The sequence below is a fragment of the Arthrobacter sp. Ms25 genome (assembly GCF_059090365.1).
Window position 1 is genome coordinate 856,691 of sequence record NZ_JBNHFP010000001.1, and the last position, 15,313, is coordinate 872,003.

Genomic DNA, 15,313 nt, shown 5'->3' on the forward strand with positions numbered 1-15,313 from the left:
CAGACGGTACCTTGGAGAACGTGAACCTCTCCGAACACCGTTACACGCTCAGCCTGGAATGGACGGGAAACCGCGGCGACGGCACCGCCTCCTACCGCGGCTACGGCCGCGACCACATTCTGCGGGCCCCCGGACTGCCGGACCTGCCCGGCACCGCCGATCCCACCTTCCACGGCGACCGGGACCGGTGGAACCCCGAACAGCTGCTGCTGGCCGCGCTGGCGCAGTGCCACATGCTCTCCTACCTGCACGTAGCGGTCCGGAACGGCATCCGGGTCCTGGCCTATGAAGACTCACCCGTTGGTCTGCTGCGGCTCAACCGCGACGGCAGCGGCGAATTCATTTCCGCCGTGCTGCGCCCCGCGGTAACGATCGACGACGGAGCCGGGCCAGCCGCCGTCGAGCTGGCCTCCGGCCCGATGCACGGTGAAGCGAACCGGCTCTGTTTCATTGCGCGCAGCGTGAATTTCCCGGTGGAGCACCAGCCGGTGACACATGCCGGGCCCGGGATGCCCGCCGGGCACGGCTGACCCGGGTAGCCTTAACCGCAGACCACCGTCCGGCTATCCCAAGGATGAACAGCTACCCGTGCTTTCCGCTTCCGAAGTCGACCTGTCCTCAGTGACCGTCGACGACTTTGATTTCTCCGGCCTGATCGAGGCGGCCATCATCGCCCTGGTCGCCACCGGCATCTGGTTCGCCGCCCGTTTCGTCATCAACCGGCTGGTGGCGCGTGCGCAGAAGGGCTATTCGCTGTTCCACGCGTCCAAGCTGAAGTGGGCACAGCCGTCCATGCGCAACCTGGACAAGAAACGGCGTGCCCAGCGGGCCGATACCATCGGCGCACTGCTGCGCAGCGCCGTCAACGTCTCCATCTGGACGTTGGCGATCATCATGGTGCTGGATGCGATCGGCATCAATATTGCTCCGTTGCTCGCCAGCGTGGGCATTGTCGGCATCGCCCTGGGCTTTGGTGCCCGTGAGCTCATCCGCGATGCCCTGGCCGGATTCTTCATCACCATCGAGGACCAGTACGGCATCGGCGACGTCGTCGAGGTAGGTGAGACGGCCGGAACGGTGCAGTCGGTGGGTATCCGCATCACCCGCATCGTCGATGACCGGGGCGTCATCTGGTATATCCGCAACGGCGAGATCGCCAAGATCGGCAACCGCTCCCAGGGAACCTACGTCGGTGACGCCGCCGCGGAACCGGCAAAGACAGATACCCTGACGGACGGCATGGCTGCCCATGACTGAGCCGACGCACGGGGAACAGCTGCCGGAAGCTCCGCCCAGCGTAGCTTCCCTGCCCCTGAGGCCGGCGCAGCAGCCCACGCAGCAGCCCGCAGCCTTTTCCCAGCCGCAGTACACGGACAACTTCTACGACGCCGTAGGCGGCCATCCGACTTTCGTGAAACTCGTCGACGTCTTTTACGCAGGCGTGGCGGAGGACCCGCTGATGCGCCCGATGTATCCGGAGCAGGACCTCGGTCCGGCAAAGGAACGCCTCCTGCTGTTCCTCGAGCAGTACTGGGGCGGACCGAAAACCTACGGGGAGCAGCGCGGCCACCCGCGGCTGCGGATGCGGCACATGCCCTTCATCGTCACACCCGCAGCCCGGGACGCGTGGCTGCGGCACATGCGCACTGCCGTCGACTCCCTGGACCTCTCGCCCCTGCATGAGGGAACGCTCTGGGACTATCTGGAACGTGCCGCCCATTCCATGGTCAACTCTGCCTGAGGCACTGCCGCCGGCTGCGGCTACAGGACCGCGGGTGACCGGGTCAGCACGTGCCCGCGGTCGGTACTCAGCCGCAGCCAGCGCCCGTTGCTGAACAGCGCGGCGTCACCGGACCCGGTGTCCGCTCCGCCGCCCGGCAGGAAACCGAGCGAGAGCGCTGCGAAAGCCGCCCCCGCCGGCACCGGGACGGCGGTTCCGCCCATCGGCTGCGCCCAGACCCCGGCCCGGGCACTGTGCACGACGGCGGCTCCCGGGCTTTGCGGCAGCATGGCCGCCACCTCGCGGATTCCGCGGTGCGCCGTCTGCTCCAGCAGCTGTACCGGAACCCTGCCGGCCGGCTGCCAGCCGGAACGCGGCGCGAGGATGCCTGCCCAGGTTTCGCGGACGGTCATTGGCGGTACCGGCAGCACGGTGTCGGCTGTTCCCATCCGGGCCAGCCGGTCGGCGACGGCCGCCAGCTGGACCGTCGTGTCCACCTCGGCCGTGGCCGCCAGGGGCATGGTCCGCAGGCCCAGGACGGTCGGCGTTGCCTCGCCGAGGATCCTCGGCCGCAGGATGCAGACGTAGGCCGCGAGGACGCTGCCCACCGCCTGCAGCCGGACCGCGCCGTCGTCGGCCGCCCTGGCGCGGGCAACGAAGTTGCGCAGATCCGCGGTGACCTGCGGGTCTGCCAGCCGGAGTTCGCTGTCCATCTAGCTGCCCTGTCCGGCTGCCACGGCGTCACGGAAGGGCACCGGCTTCCCCTGCCAGTGCTGGAGCACCTGCCGCTGCCCATCGGTGAGCGGCGTGGGCCTGCCGGTCACGGAGTCGACCTGCACCATGGCTGCTTCCGCGTAGGCGTACACCGTGCCGGCATCTTCGTCCGCCAGGCGGAAACCGTAGGCAAGGCTGCTGGTGCCGATGCGGGTGACCCACACGTCCACCCACAGGGGCTCCCTGCGGTGAAACAGGGGTGCCCGGTACTCGATAACCTGCCGGGCCACATAGGTGGCCGTGCGGTCCCCGGTCAGGTCCCGGAAGCTGCCCGGCCCGCCGGCGTCGGCCGGAAGCGGCAGCAGGCCCAGCTGGACCCGCGCTTCCTCCAGGAACTGGACGAACGCTACGTTATTGATGTGGCCGTTGGGATCTTGGTCGCCGAACCGAAGCTGGACGGGAAAACGATGCATGGCTCCATCTTTCCAGAGAGTGAGCTTTGCCCTAAAACGGCGGACCCGGGCCGCCGGACTTGTTACTGACCGGTACGTTTAAGCTAGAAGTGTTCCACGGTTCCTGCCCCAGGCAGCACCGCCTTTCCTGCTAGGAGATAGTCCCAGATGTCCATTGATGAGTCCTTCGATCCAACCGCGTCCCTGCTCGAACTGCTGGACCTTAGCTCTGCAGGCGGCGCCAAGACGGATGAGGACATTTTTGTGGGCGGTTCCCAGCCCGAACCCCGCAAGCGGGTTTTCGGCGGGCAGGTGCTGGGCCAGTCCCTGATTGCCGCGGCCCGGACGGTCCCCGAGGACCGCGTGATGCATTCCATGCACGGGTACTTCCTTCGCCCCGGTGACAGCGACATGCCCATCACCTTCGGGGTGGAGCGGCTGCGCGACGGCCGGTCCTTCTCGGCACGGCGCAGCCATGCGTACCAGAACGGGAAACCGATCCTGTCCATGATTGCCTCCTTCCAGATTCCCGACACGGGGCTGGACCACCAGGAAGAGATGCCGGCGGGAATCCCGGACCCGGAAGACCTGCCGACCACGGCAGAACTGCTGAAGGACTTCGACCACCCGGTGGCCGAGGCCTGGTCCCACCGACGGCCCATGGACATCCGCCACGTCATGGATCCGGTATATGTGCGGGCCGGCCGGGAAAAGACACCCCACAACGCCGTCTGGATGAAGACCTTCAAGCCGATGCCCGACGGCGAGAACCTGCACCGTGCCGCGCTGGCCTATGCCAGTGACTACACCCTGCTGGAGCCGGTGCTGCGCGGCCACGGTCTGTCCTGGACCACGCCGGGCATGAGCATCGCCAGTCTGGACCACGCCATGTGGTGGCACCGTCCGCTGCGCGTGGACGACTGGCTGCTCTACGTCCAGGAATCCCCCAGTGCCTCCGCGGCCCGGGGCCTGTCCACCGGTCGCATCTTCAACCGCAGCGGCGAGCTGGTGGCCACCGTTGCCCAGGAGGGCATGGTGCGGATTCCGCAGCAGTAGTTCCCGGCAGTAACCAAAGAGCTCCGCTTCCCGGCCGGGAAGCGGAGCTCTTTTTGGTGCCGTAGACAGACTTAGTCGCGGGTCAGGCGGCGGTGGGTGACCCGGTGCGGCTTGGCTGCATCGGGGCCCAGGCGCTCGATCTTGTTCTGCTCGTAGGACTCGAAGTTGCCCTCGAACCAGTACCAGTTCGCCGGGTCTTCCTCGGTGCCCTCGAAGGCCAGGATGTGGGTTGCCACCCGGTCCAGGAACCAGCGGTCGTGGGAGACCACCACGGCGCAGCCCGGGAATTCCAGCAGCGCGTTTTCGAGGCTCGACAGGGTTTCGACGTCGAGGTCGTTGGTGGGCTCATCGAGCAGGAGCAGGTTGCCGCCCTGCTTCAGGGTCATGGCCAGGTTCAGGCGGTTGCGCTCACCGCCGGAGAGCACGCCGGCCTTCTTCTGCTGGTCCGGCCCCTTGAAGCCGAAGGCGGAAACATAGGCACGCGAAGGCATTTCCACCTGCCCGACCTGGATGAAGTCCAGGCCGTCGGACACAACTTCCCACAGCGACTTTTCCGGGTCGATGCCGCCGCGGGACTGGTCCACGTAGGAGATCCGGACGGAATCGCCGATCTTCAGGTCGCCGCCGTCGAGCTCTTCCAGTCCGACAATGGTCTTGAACAGGGTGGTCTTGCCGACGCCGTTCGGGCCGATCACGCCGACGATGCCGTTGCGGGGCAGCGAGAAGGACAGGCCGTTGATCAGCTGGCGGTCGCCGAAGCCCTTCTGCAGATCCTTGGCTTCCAGGACCAGGGAGCCCAGGCGCGGTCCCGGCGGGATCTGGATTTCTTCGAAGTCCAGTTTGCGGGTGCGCTCTGCTTCGGCAGCCATTTCCTCATAGCGGGCCAGACGGGCCTTGGACTTGGTCTGGCGTCCCTTGGCGTTGGAGCGGACCCAGTCCAGCTCGTCGGAGAGGCGCTTGGCCAGCTTCTGGTCCTTCTTGCCCTGGACTTCGAGGCGGGCGCGCTTCTTCTCCAGGTAGGTGGAGTAGTTGCCTTCGTACGGGTACAGGTGTCCGCGGTCCACTTCGGCGATCCACTCGGCCACGTGGTCGAGGAAGTACCGGTCGTGGGTCACGGCCAGGACGGCGCCGTGGTACGAGGAGAGGTGCTGTTCGAGCCACAGAACGCTCTCGGCGTCCAGGTGGTTGGTGGGCTCATCGAGGAGGAGCAGGTCCGGCTTCTGCAGTAGCAGCTTGCACAGCGCCACCCGGCGGCGTTCACCACCGGAGAGGACGGTCACGTCCGCGTCCGGCGGCGGGCAGCGCAGGGCGTCCATGGCCTGTTCCAGCTGGGAGTCAATGTCCCACGCGTCGGCAGCGTCAATGGCTTCCTGCAGCTTGCCCATTTCCTCAAGCAGCGAGTCAAAGTCGGCGTCCGGCTGGGACATCTCCTCGGAGATCTCATTGAACCGCTGGATCTTGCCGTAAATCTCGCCGACGCCCTCCTGGACGTTGCCGAGCACGGTCTTTTCCTCGTTCAGCGGCGGCTCCTGAAGCAGGATGCCGACGCTGTAACCGGCGCTGAGCCGGGCTTCGCCGTTCGAGGGGGTGTCCAGTCCCGCCATGATCTTCAGGATGGTGGACTTACCCGCACCGTTGGGACCCACCACGCCGATCTTGGCACCGGGGTAGAAGGACATGCTTACGTCGTCCAGGATAACTTTGTCGCCAACGGCCTTACGGGCCTTGGTCATCGTGTAGATAAATTCCGCCATAGATCAAGGCTAATGTGTCAGCGCCGATATCCACCATTTTCCGGCTTCCGGCTCGCTCTGCCGTTCCACCGGCCGTGCACGCCGGTCCGGCCCGGCGGCTGGTGCCGGAAGGCTAGTTGCCGACGAAGCAGCCGCCGTCGGAGAGCACCGGGAGCACGGTGACACTCGCCGCCCCGTCCCGGATTTCGCCGAAAATGCACTCCCCGCCCTGCGCGGCCGCCGCCTGAATGGAATCGACGTCCAGGCCGGTGGGCGTGCGGTCTGCCGACACCTCTACCGAATCCGCCGCAAAGCCGGCGGCGGCAAACGCTGCTGCCACCGCGTCCCGGTCCGGGGAAGGATCGGTGTCAGCCAGCTTCCGCAGCTCGGTTTCCAGCGCGGCCGTGACTGCGTCCGGGGTGCTGTCCGGTGCCGCACCAGTGGGAACGGCCTCCGGCGCGGCGGATTCCGCCGGGACAGGTGCAGGGTCATCTTCCCCCGCCGAACCGCAGCCGGAGAGCCCGACCGCGAGCGCAAGGAACACCGTGCCCAGCAGGGCGGCGGGTCTGGTCAGTCGGCTTAGTCGGCACAGACGGCGGCGGTTCATCCGGTGATTGTGTCACGCGCCGCACCGGGCGGACAAAGGGGCCACGGCATCACCGGAAAGCGCCGGTTAGTAAGGTGCTCCTGCCCGTTCGCGGCCTTCCGCTGCAGCTTCCGTCCCGTCGTCGTCCGCAGTGCCGCCGGTGTCGTCGCCGGGATCGAGCAGTTCACCGGTCAGCGGGTCCAGCCGGCCCAGCGCTCCGGTGAGGTCCGGATCGCCGTTTTCGCCGTGTCCGCTGCCGTCTTCCGTCCTGGCCGGGCTGTCCGGCCGCTCCCCCGCGGAGGTGTCGGTGCCCGCCGAGGCCGTTCGGCGGAAGCTGGCGGTGCCCCACATCAGGTCGTGGCCCACGGTGTCGGCATCGATGTCCGCACTGGTGCCGCTGCGGCCGTCCTCCGTCATCCACTGCCGCAGCCGCAGCCTGCCGGTAACCACTACCCGGTCCCCCTTGTGGATGCTGAACACGGCGTTGGTGGCGAGCTGGCGGAACAGGCTGACGGCGTACCAGTTTGTCTGCCCGTCCTGCCATCCCCCGGTGTCGCGGTCGTAGCGGCGTTCCGTGGTGCACATCCGGAAACTGGCAACGGCTAGACCGTTGTCGGTGGTGTTCTGGCGGAGATCGGTGGCCACGTAACCGCGCAGCGTAATGGTGTCACTCATGTTTTCCTGCCTTCGGCTCAAGGCCGCGGCGCCGGCTCAGAGGCTCGGCCCGGACGGCCCGGGTACCGGCGGAACCACCGGTCCACCCAGTCTTCGCCCGAGGCACGGCGGGCGCTGCACAGGCACGGCCTTTGTGGATACCTGCGGAAGGCACCAGGCACGGGAAGCGCTGTGGAGGAAAAGCCGCCTACGGGAACGGCCGCCCGGTCAAAGACCCGGCGGCCAGCTGTTCCCGTCGTTTCGGTGCCCCCGGCGCGACTCGAACGCGCAACCTACGGATTAGAAGGCCGTTGCTCTATCCATTGAGCTACGAGGGCCACCCGTCGATGGTACTACGCCGGGCGGTGCCGTCCGTGCACCCGGGGGGCGGGCGGCCCGGTGCAGGCGTCCCCCGGAGACCCGCCGAAAAAAAATCCCGGCTGCCTGCATCCAGCGCGGGCACCCCGGGAGTAGTAGGGGTGTAAGTCACAATCCGTACCCGAGAGGTGCGGCAGATTAAGGAGCTCAGACCATGCGCAAGACCGCTACCGCTCTCGCTACCCTCGGCCTGGGTGCCGCCGCAGCCTTCTCGGCTGTACCGGCGTCCGCCGCTGAATCCGATATGGCAAAACTGTCGGTACTGCACGGAGTCCCGGACACTCCTGTGGACGTGTATGTCAACGGCACACTGACCCTGGACGACTTCATGCCGGGCGAACTTGCCGGGCCGCTGGATCTGCCGGGCGGCAACTACCAGCTGGCCATCACGGCCGCGGACGCCGCCGATGCATCCGCCCCGATCATCGGCCCGGTGTCCGCAGACCTTGCCGCGGGGGGCAACTACACCGCCACGGCCAACCTCGATGCCTCCGGTAACCCGACGGCAAACCTGTTCACCAACGACACCTCCGCGGTGGAGGCGGGCAAGTCGCGCCTGACCGTCCGCCACGTGGCCGCCGCGCCTGCCGTCGATGTCCTGGCCGGCGGGACGCCGGTGATCTCCGGCCTCACCAACCCCAATGAGGAAGCATTGACCGTTGATGCCGGCACGGTCTCCGCGTCGGTCGCCGCAGCCGGCACCACCACACCGGTGATCGGCCCGGCGGATCTGGCCCTGGCCGAAGGCACCAACACGATTGTCTACGCGTGGGGTTCCCTCGAGGCGGGCAACCTTGCCCTCGCCACCCAGACCATTGAGGGACTGCACTCCGCTCCGCACGCTGTTCCGGGTGCACTGGAGCAGGTCGCCGGGTCCGGGGATGAGCAGGCCGTAACGGCGGCTGCCGCTGCCGGCGGTGTCGCACTGCTCGCGCTGGGCGCCTTCCTGCTGCGCCGCCGGTCCGCCGTCAGCGACAGCTAGGCAGCACCCCGCCAGATTCCCGGTGCTGCGGTGCACCCCCCTTTCCGCACCGCAGCACCGGGGTTCCCCTTTTTTCCGGAGGTTCCATCCATGTCCGTTGTTCCCCTGCGGCGATTCACGGCAGCAGCCTGCCTCTCCGCTGCCGTCCTGACCGGCACGGCGGCCTGCAGCGGTGCCCCCGACGCCGTCGCCCCCGCCCCCGCCGTTTCGACGGCACCGCCGTCGACCGAAGCCCCGGCGCCGGCGTCGACGGCGGAACCGACCATTCCCGCCACCGGCATCCCCGTGCGGCCGGCGGTGCCCACGCCCGCCGAAGCCGTTCCGGATCCCGTGCGGGTGAGCGTGGAAGGTACCGGCATCGAATTGGAGGTGATTCCGGTGGGCCAGGAAGAAAACGGTGCCATGACGCTGCCGGACAACCACTACCAAGCCGGCTGGTACCGCTACGGGCCCGCCCCCGGCTCGTCCCGGGGAGCTGCAGTGCTGGCGGCCCATGTGGACTCCCGCACCGAGGAACTTCCCATCGCAGGGCTGGACGATGTCCCTTCCGGCACTCCCGTCACCGTAACCCGCAGCGACGGAACCACGGTCCGCTACACCACCGAGAGGGTGCAGAACATCCCCAAGGCCTCACTCGCCGATTTCGATCTCTTCGCCCGCGACGGCGCTCCGCGGCTGGAACTGGTAACGTGCGGCGGTAGATGGCTGGACTCGGTCGGTGATTATGAAGACAACGTTGTGCTCACCGCCGTGCCCGTACCATAGTGGCAACTCCTTCAGAGCTGCCGCAGACCGGATGCAGCCCCGACGGCAGGAGAACGGCACTGATGCCCATGGGCGCCTCAGAACGCGACGCCGCCATGGACCGTGCCTTCGCGGCCGGGGACGAGGCGGCGCTGGCGGAGGCCTACCGCCGCTTCTCGCCCCTGATCCGTGCCCTGGCGTTCCGCCGGCTGCTCGACCAGGGTGCGGCGGACGACGCCGTGCAGGAAGTATTCATCCGGGCCTGGAAATACCGGGGCAGTTACGTGCCGGACCGCTCCACCCTCGCCGCCTGGCTGGTGGGGATCGGGCGGAACGTGGCCTCGGGCATGGCCACGGCGAGCGTCCGGGCGGCGGAGACCCTGGTGGAAAGTCCCGAGCCCGGCAGGAGCACGGCGGGACCCGCGGGTCCTGACCCCGACGGGGTGGCCGACCGCGTGGTGCTTGAGGCCGAACTCAACCGGCTCGGGGAACCGCAGGGTTCCATCCTCCGGCTCGCGTTCCACGAAGACCTTACACATCAGCAGATATCGGAAACACTGAAATTGCCGTTGGGCACCGTAAAGAGCCACATACGAAGAAGCCTTGTCCAGCTCCGGCAGCGATTGGAGGTCAGCGATGCAGCATCTGCCACCTGAGACGCTGGCCCTGTGCGCCCTGGGCGAAGCCGGGCCCGAGGACGCGGCCCATCTCGCGCACTGCAGCGCATGCGCCGACGAGGTCACCGCACTGCGGCGCGTGGTTACCGCCGGAAGGGCTTCCGCCGAACCCGGGGACCTGCCGCGGCCGCCGTCGTCGGTGTGGGACTCCATCCACGCCCGGCTCGAACTCAGTGATGCCGTCCGCGCCGATCCCTTCGACCCAGCCGATCCCCTCGACTCAACGGAGACCGGACAGACCGCCGTCGTTCCGCTGGAGGCCGCCCGGAAGCGGCGGGCACGACGCCGGCTCCCGCAGATCCTCGGTGCTGCCGCCGCCGCCGTGGTCCTGGCCGCCGCGGGAACGTGGGGCATCTCGCGAATCCTGGCCGACCGCAGCGAAGTGATCGCCGCGGTGGAGCTGGACCCCTTGCCCGCTTACACCGAAACGGGGCGGGCCGAGGTGGACCAGCGTTCCGACGGCGCCCGTGAACTGGTCGTCACGGCGAGCGGATCCGATGCCCGGGGATTCCGCGAGGTCTGGCTGATTGCCCCCGACGTACAGCGCATGGTCAGCCTCGGAACCATGGAGGGCACGGAAGGCCGGTTCACCATTCCGGCTAACCTGAACCTCGATGAGTACCCCATTGTTGATATCTCGGACGAGCCATTTGACGGCAATCCCACCCATTCCGGGGATTCCATCCTGCGCGGTGTCCTCGACCTCTAACGCCCCGCCGGCGGCCGTCCGTGGCTGAACCGCAGGAAATCGCCGCCGAATGGTGGTCCCGGGTCCTGGCGGGCTTCGACCGTGTTCCGGGGCTGGAGCCCGGGCCGGGGGTGCTGCTGCTGATTGCCGGCGCCGCCGCACTGCTCAGCATTCCCCGGGCAACGTGGCGCTGGTTCGGGTTGTTCGTCACGTTTGTGCACGAACTCGGCCATGCCTTCGCGGCCCTGACAACCGGACAGGCCGTGAAGGGAATCCGGCTGCGCTTTGACCATTCCGGAGACATGCGCTCCCTGGGCCGGGGCGGTTTCCCGGCAGCGTGGGCCGGTTTCTGGGGCTACCCGGTGCCGGCCGTGGTGGGCGCCGTCCTGGTGCTGGCGGCGCTGGGCGGCTGGTCCGGCGCGGCGCTTTCCCTCAGCGCCCTGGTGCTGCTCGCGGCGCTGCTGTTCATCCGGAACGGCCAGGGGTTTGTCATTGCGTTCGGCTGCGCGGGAATCGCGGTGCTGCTGGTCTGGTTCGCCGACCCGGGCGCCGCCGGGTATGTGGCCATGTGCACGGGCATCGCACTCCTCGTCGGGGCCGTCCGCGACTGGTTCAATCTGCTGAGCGTCCACCTGCGCCGGCGCCGGAACCTGGAAAGCTCCGACGCCTATATCCTCTCCCGGCGCACCGGGATCCCTGCAGCACTGTGGCTGGCGGCGTTTGCCCTGGTGATAGCCGCCGCACTGGCGGCGTCGGTGTCCGCCGTGCTCGGGGGCTAGTTCCGAAAAGCTACACCTGGGGAACGGGGAAGGTGACCCGCAGTTCGAGCCGGTGCTGGCCGTCCGCTTCCTGCGTGTAGATGGCCTTGCCGGAGATGCCGGCGAGGTCATCGGTGCCGGAGCCGGGGATGATGTGCCCGGAACTGGCCGTGGCGGTTCCCTCCGCCAGCCCCCAGTGCTGGATCACCATGGTTCCGGAGCGGCCCGCGATGGTCCCTGCAAAGACCTCGGAGCCAACGTACCCGGCGCCCACGGAATTGCCGGCCATGATGAGGTCCGCGACGGACGTTCCGGTGATGTCGCCCTCATAGATTTTTACCGCCCGGACCGTGGAGAGTTCGCTGTTGGTTCCTTCCACCTGGTACGGGGTGGGTTCCCACTCCGAAACGTCGAAATCCGCCACAATCACTTCTTCAGTTAGGTCGGTCATTCCTCCAGTATCCCGTGTCCGCCGGCGGATTGCATGCCGGGGGCCGCGCTTGGGTAGCCTTATCGCTGTGCACGGACGCGGCACGGCAACGGATTTACCTAAGGAGCACCACCCTCGCATGACCCGGAAACCGGCATCCCTGCAGCCGCAGCTGCTCCGCCCCGCCGCCCTCTGGACGGTCTTTGCCGTAGTCCATCTGGGCTTCCTCGCCGCCTTGGCGACGCGGATCCTGAACGGCGATGTCCTCAGCGACGTGAACCTCTATCGGCAGTGGGCGTTCGAAGGAGTCCAGGACGGCCACTGGGTCGGAATCGACACCGGCTGGGTCTATCCGATCGCAGCCCTCGCCCCCATGCTCCTGGCTACGGTCTTCGGCTACGGCGCCTACCAGTTCACCTGGTTCCTCCTCTTTGCGGGTTTGAACGCGGCCGGCGTGGCGGTCCTGGCACGGCGTGCCGGCACCACGGGCATCGCCGCCGCGTACTGGTGGCTGGCGGTCACGGCGCTGCTCGGCCCGGTTGCCGTGGGACGTATTGACGGGCTGACCGCTCCCCTGGTGATCGTGGGACTGCTGTTCCTGGCCACCCGTCCCGTGCTCGCGTCTGCGCTGCTGTCCCTGGCCACCTGGATCAAGGTCTGGCCCGCCGCGGTCATCCTCGCTGTACTCGTTGCCTGGAAAAAACGCCTCACTCTTCTGGCCACCGGCGCCGCAGTGTCGGCGGTGATTGCCGTTGCCGTGGCACTGTCCGGGGGCATCAGCTACCTGCTGAGTTTCGTCGGCGAACAGGGCGCGCGCGGGATGCAGATGGAGGCGCCTTTCACGACGCCGGGACTGTGGCAGGCGATCCTTGGCTCCTCGGATGCGCACATCTTCGAAGACAAGGTCATCAACACGCGGGAGGTCCGCGGTGCCCTGGGCGAGCCCGTCGCCGCACTGATGACGCCGCTGCTGGCAGTGGCGGCCCTCGCCGTCGTCGGGCTGCTCATCTGGGCGCTGCGCCGCGGCGCCGATGCCCGGGCCCTGCTGATTTCCGGATCGCTGGCACTGGTCAGCGCGTTCATTGTGTTCAACAAGGTCGGATCGCCGCAGTTCATGCTCTGGCTCGGCGCCGTGACCGCCGTCGGACTGGCATGGGAAGGCAAGGCCTGGAAGGTACCCGGGATCCTCATGCCGGCCATTGCCGCGCTGACCACCCTGGTCTACCCGATGTTCTACTCCGCACTGTACGACGACCTGAACATTGCCGTAGCCCTGCTTCTGACGCTCCGCAACATCCTGCTGCTGGTGCTTTTCGGCTGGTCGCTGGCCCGGGTCATTCACCTGACCCGGGCAGGCGGCGACAGGGTCAGTGCACCCGCAGTTCGCCCGGAGCCGGCTCCGTAAGCTTCTTGCGGAACAGCACCTTGGTCTTCGGGTCCAGGAAAATCAGGTAGAGGGCGAAGCCCAGTGCAATGACCGCGGCAATCTGGCGGGCCGCGCTGAGGCTAAAGTCGAAGTAGGGCCAGATATCCAGCTGGTCGCTGATGGCGTAGACCATGAAGAACGAGACGAACAGGTACAGCGTCTTGGCCTGCCAGTCATCCCGCAGTCCGGTAACCGCAAACAGCGGAATGAGCCATACGACGTACCAGGACTGGATCATCGGCGCCAGCATCACGATGGCGGCGAAGGCCAGGGCCAGCCGCCGGATCAGGCGGCTGTGCTGGCCCACGAACATCTGCCACAGCACGATCGCCACGGAGGCCAGGCGTCCTATCGTGTGGACGATATCGGCCAATGTCCAGCCCGGCAGGCCCAGGGCGTTGCCCAGCGTGGCCACCAGCATGCCGGCAAAGCCCACCGGTGCGTACCAGATCCAGACGCTGCCGGGCGTGCTCAGCGCGCCCACCCAGCCGAAACCGAAGCCGTTGATCAGGCCCATGATCCAGAGCAGGCCCAGGGATATGCCCGCCGTCATGAACCAGTAGGCGAACTTCCGCCGCCACGACGCGTTCTTTCCGGCCCAGAGCAGGCCGATGAACGGAAGGAAAATAATGGTGATCGGCTTGATGCCGATTGAGAGGGTCACCAGCAGGATGCCGGCCAGTGCGCGGTTGGTTGCGGTCAGGTACAGCCCGGCCAGGGCGAGGCCGATCATGAGGGAGTCATTGTGGACCGCGGCAATGAAGTTGACCAGGAACAGCGGGTTCGCTGCGGTCAGCCAGAGGGCGCGGTTCGGGTTGATGCCGTGCAGTTCAGCCAGCTTCGGCACGTAGTACACGCACAGGGCGACGCCGGCCAGGGCCACCAGGCGGAACAGCAGGATGGAGAATTCCGGCTGGCCTCCGGTTATCCGCACAATCAGTTCCTCGATCCAGAGGAAGACAGGACCGTACGGGGTGGGACTCTGCGCCCAGAGATCGTCCGCGCCCAGCTGCAGGTAGTTGGAGATCTGCGAGTAGCCGTCCTTGTACGGGTTCAGTCCGCTGACCATGACCAGGCCCTGGGCAATGTAGGCAAAGACATCGCGGCTGAACAGCGGCAGGGTAAAGCACATGGGAGCCGACCAGGCGATCACCGCCCGCAGGATCACGGGCCGGGACTCCGGACCCCAGCTGCCCTTCATCCGCTGGCCCAGCCGGAGCCAGGACCGCACCAGGAGCATGCCGCCCGTGGCCAGCATGAGGACGGCGGCGACGGCGCCGACGGGCTCGTCGTAGCGCATCCAGATGATCAGCGGGATGCTCCGCAGATTGGCGGAGTCAAGCGACAGCCAGCCGACGCCGAGGGAGCCTACGAGCATCAGGAGGGAACCTATGAACCCCTGCAGGATCGCGGTGTTGGGGCGGTCGGCTTTCACTGTCTCCGAGCCCGGAGACGAAGGCTCGGTCGCGGGGACCTGGGCGGTCATCTGCGTGGTTCCAATCTCTGATTTAACGCTTTGTCCTGCGGGCCTGTCGGCAGTCAGGGTCGGGTACCGGCTGCGAGATGCGGACACAAGAATGCCCGGTACCGTAACAGGCTGATATTAGCATCGAGGCCTGCAGGCATCCCGGGCGCAACCGGCGCGGCCGCTGCCGGTCCTGTGAGGTGAACCACGGTCGCATACACTGAAGTTTCAGTCGGGACACAAGAGGCAAGGCGGTAATGGCTGTGGGGCGCCACCGGGCAACAAAGACAAGCACACCCGTAGGGACACTGGAAGCACTAAGGCGGCCGGGACGCAGTCCGGAACTGCTGGGCTGGGGTGTTTTCCTCACCGCGGTTGCGGCCGGCGCCATGGTGTGGGCGGAGGTGCCGCGGGGCCCGGCAGTGGCAGGTTCGGTTCTGCTGTTCCTGGCTTTTGGGCTGAGCTGGCTCTTCGCACCCCCGCGCCTTCCCCATGCCGCGGATCCGGTCGGCGGCAGGCCGACGGCGGCCTCCGCGGCACCCGCGGCGTCCTCCCCCGGCCGGTCCGCGCAGGATCCTGCCCCGCGTGCTGCCGCTTCCCCTGCCGCGGCCGGCAGCCACCACGAACCCCACGGGCGCCGCGCCGCTGCCGCGCCGGTCTTCCATGAAATGCCCGCCGAACCCAGCCGCTGGACCCGCACCTTCGGACCGCCCGAGACGGGACAGATCCCCCTGCAGCCCTACCGGACAGGCGTTCCGGCCAGTTATGCCACGGCCGACAACGACCTTCCCGACCGGCGCCAGCGCAGCCACTCCAGCCTCTAGCTCTCCCCGGCCCCCGGAGACGGGTC

General features: G+C 67.5%; 18 protein-coding genes and 1 tRNA gene. 11 read left to right on the top strand and 8 right to left on the bottom strand.

The window, feature by feature from the left end; all coding sequences use genetic code 11:
• Nucleotides 1-20: 20 nt before the first annotated feature.
• Genes AC5RT8_RS03980 through AC5RT8_RS03990 form a run of 3 tightly spaced genes read left to right on the top strand, consistent with a single transcriptional unit; the run spans nucleotide 21 to nucleotide 1,741 of the window.
• The gene (locus tag AC5RT8_RS03980; protein WP_494094382.1) at nucleotides 21-530 is read left to right on the top strand and encodes an OsmC family protein; all 510 of its coding nucleotides are present in this window, start codon (nucleotides 21-23) and stop codon (nucleotides 528-530) included.
• 58 nt (nucleotides 531-588) lie between these two features.
• The gene (locus AC5RT8_RS03985) at nucleotides 589-1,257 is read left to right on the top strand and encodes a mechanosensitive ion channel family protein (RefSeq protein WP_494094383.1); all 669 of its coding nucleotides are present in this window, start codon (nucleotides 589-591) and stop codon (nucleotides 1,255-1,257) included.
• A complete protein-coding gene (locus tag AC5RT8_RS03990; protein ID WP_494094384.1) occupies nucleotides 1,250-1,741 on the top strand; it encodes a globin in 492 nt (163 codons plus the stop codon). The genes AC5RT8_RS03985 and AC5RT8_RS03990 overlap by 8 nt, the downstream gene beginning before the upstream one ends.
• A 20-nt stretch (nucleotides 1,742-1,761) precedes the next feature.
• On the opposite strand, the gene AC5RT8_RS03995 is transcribed toward AC5RT8_RS03990, so the two are convergent.
• Together AC5RT8_RS03995 and AC5RT8_RS04000 are read right to left on the bottom strand one after the other, a co-directional pair.
• On the bottom strand, nucleotides 1,762-2,433 hold the full coding sequence (locus tag AC5RT8_RS03995) for a DUF8185 domain-containing protein (protein ID WP_494094385.1): 672 nt from the start codon (nucleotides 2,431-2,433) through the stop codon (nucleotides 1,762-1,764).
• Nucleotides 2,434-2,907: an acyl-CoA thioesterase gene (locus AC5RT8_RS04000; RefSeq protein ID WP_494094386.1), complete on the bottom strand. Its 474-nt coding sequence runs from the start codon at nucleotides 2,905-2,907 to the stop codon at nucleotides 2,434-2,436.
• Between the two features lie 147 nt (nucleotides 2,908-3,054).
• Between AC5RT8_RS04000 and AC5RT8_RS04005 the strand changes: the two genes are divergently transcribed.
• Nucleotides 3,055-3,942 (top strand): acyl-CoA thioesterase, encoded by an 888-nt coding sequence (locus AC5RT8_RS04005; RefSeq protein ID WP_494094387.1) that lies wholly within the window; start codon nucleotides 3,055-3,057, stop codon nucleotides 3,940-3,942.
• 71 nt (nucleotides 3,943-4,013) lie between these two features.
• On the opposite strand, the gene ettA is transcribed toward AC5RT8_RS04005, so the two are convergent.
• The 4 genes from ettA to AC5RT8_RS04025 all read right to left on the bottom strand — a co-directional run bounded on the left by ettA (nucleotide 4,014) and on the right by AC5RT8_RS04025 (nucleotide 7,253).
• Entirely contained in the window at nucleotides 4,014-5,696 is a 1,683-nt protein-coding gene (gene ettA, locus AC5RT8_RS04010) for an energy-dependent translational throttle protein EttA (protein WP_494094388.1), read from the bottom strand.
• A 112-nt stretch (nucleotides 5,697-5,808) separates the two neighbouring features.
• Nucleotides 5,809-6,282 carry a DUF6993 domain-containing protein gene (locus AC5RT8_RS04015; RefSeq protein ID WP_494094389.1) on the bottom strand — a complete coding sequence of 158 codons (474 nt, stop codon included), beginning with the start codon at nucleotides 6,280-6,282 and terminating at the stop codon, nucleotides 5,809-5,811.
• Between the two features lie 66 nt (nucleotides 6,283-6,348).
• Entirely contained in the window at nucleotides 6,349-6,936 is a 588-nt protein-coding gene (locus tag AC5RT8_RS04020) for a single-stranded DNA-binding protein (protein WP_494094390.1), read from the bottom strand.
• A gap of 244 nt (nucleotides 6,937-7,180) precedes the next feature.
• Nucleotides 7,181-7,253, bottom strand: a tRNA-Arg gene (locus tag AC5RT8_RS04025).
• Between the two features lie 194 nt (nucleotides 7,254-7,447).
• Between AC5RT8_RS04025 and AC5RT8_RS04030 the strand changes: the two genes are divergently transcribed.
• The 5 genes from AC5RT8_RS04030 to AC5RT8_RS04050 all read left to right on the top strand — a co-directional run bounded on the left by AC5RT8_RS04030 (nucleotide 7,448) and on the right by AC5RT8_RS04050 (nucleotide 11,163).
• Nucleotides 7,448-8,275, top strand: a complete 828-nt coding sequence (locus AC5RT8_RS04030) for a DUF4397 domain-containing protein (protein ID WP_494094391.1) — start codon at nucleotides 7,448-7,450, stop codon at nucleotides 8,273-8,275.
• Between the two features lie 90 nt (nucleotides 8,276-8,365).
• On the top strand, nucleotides 8,366-9,040 hold the full coding sequence (locus tag AC5RT8_RS04035; RefSeq protein ID WP_494094392.1) for a class F sortase: 675 nt from the start codon (nucleotides 8,366-8,368) through the stop codon (nucleotides 9,038-9,040).
• A 68-nt stretch (nucleotides 9,041-9,108) separates the two neighbouring features.
• On the top strand, nucleotides 9,109-9,675 hold the full coding sequence (locus tag AC5RT8_RS04040; protein WP_494094393.1) for an RNA polymerase sigma factor: 567 nt from the start codon (nucleotides 9,109-9,111) through the stop codon (nucleotides 9,673-9,675).
• Complete coding sequence (locus tag AC5RT8_RS04045; RefSeq protein ID WP_494094394.1) at nucleotides 9,656-10,405, top strand: anti-sigma factor; 750 nt, start codon at nucleotides 9,656-9,658, stop codon at nucleotides 10,403-10,405. The genes AC5RT8_RS04040 and AC5RT8_RS04045 overlap by 20 nt, the downstream gene beginning before the upstream one ends.
• A gap of 20 nt (nucleotides 10,406-10,425) precedes the next feature.
• Nucleotides 10,426-11,163: a M50 family metallopeptidase gene (locus AC5RT8_RS04050; RefSeq protein WP_494094395.1), complete on the top strand. Its 738-nt coding sequence runs from the start codon at nucleotides 10,426-10,428 to the stop codon at nucleotides 11,161-11,163.
• A gap of 10 nt (nucleotides 11,164-11,173) precedes the next feature.
• Here AC5RT8_RS04050 and AC5RT8_RS04055 read toward each other — a convergent pair whose 3' ends face one another.
• The gene (locus AC5RT8_RS04055; protein WP_494094396.1) at nucleotides 11,174-11,593 is read right to left on the bottom strand and encodes a DUF3224 domain-containing protein; all 420 of its coding nucleotides are present in this window, start codon (nucleotides 11,591-11,593) and stop codon (nucleotides 11,174-11,176) included.
• Between the two features lie 118 nt (nucleotides 11,594-11,711).
• Between AC5RT8_RS04055 and AC5RT8_RS04060 the strand changes: the two genes are divergently transcribed.
• Nucleotides 11,712-12,977: a glycosyltransferase family 87 protein gene (locus AC5RT8_RS04060; RefSeq protein ID WP_494094397.1), complete on the top strand. Its 1,266-nt coding sequence runs from the start codon at nucleotides 11,712-11,714 to the stop codon at nucleotides 12,975-12,977.
• Here AC5RT8_RS04060 and mptB read toward each other — a convergent pair.
• On the bottom strand, nucleotides 12,940-14,484 hold the full coding sequence (gene mptB / locus AC5RT8_RS04065; RefSeq protein ID WP_494094398.1) for a polyprenol phosphomannose-dependent alpha 1,6 mannosyltransferase MptB: 1,545 nt from the start codon (nucleotides 14,482-14,484) through the stop codon (nucleotides 12,940-12,942). The two genes, AC5RT8_RS04060 and mptB, sit on opposite strands and share 38 nt — an antisense overlap.
• A 236-nt stretch (nucleotides 14,485-14,720) precedes the next feature.
• Here mptB and AC5RT8_RS04070 point away from each other — a divergent pair, with 236 nt between their 5' ends.
• Entirely contained in the window at nucleotides 14,721-15,287 is a 567-nt protein-coding gene (locus AC5RT8_RS04070) for a hypothetical protein (protein WP_494094399.1), read from the top strand.
• Nucleotides 15,288-15,313: the final 26 nt, after the last annotated feature.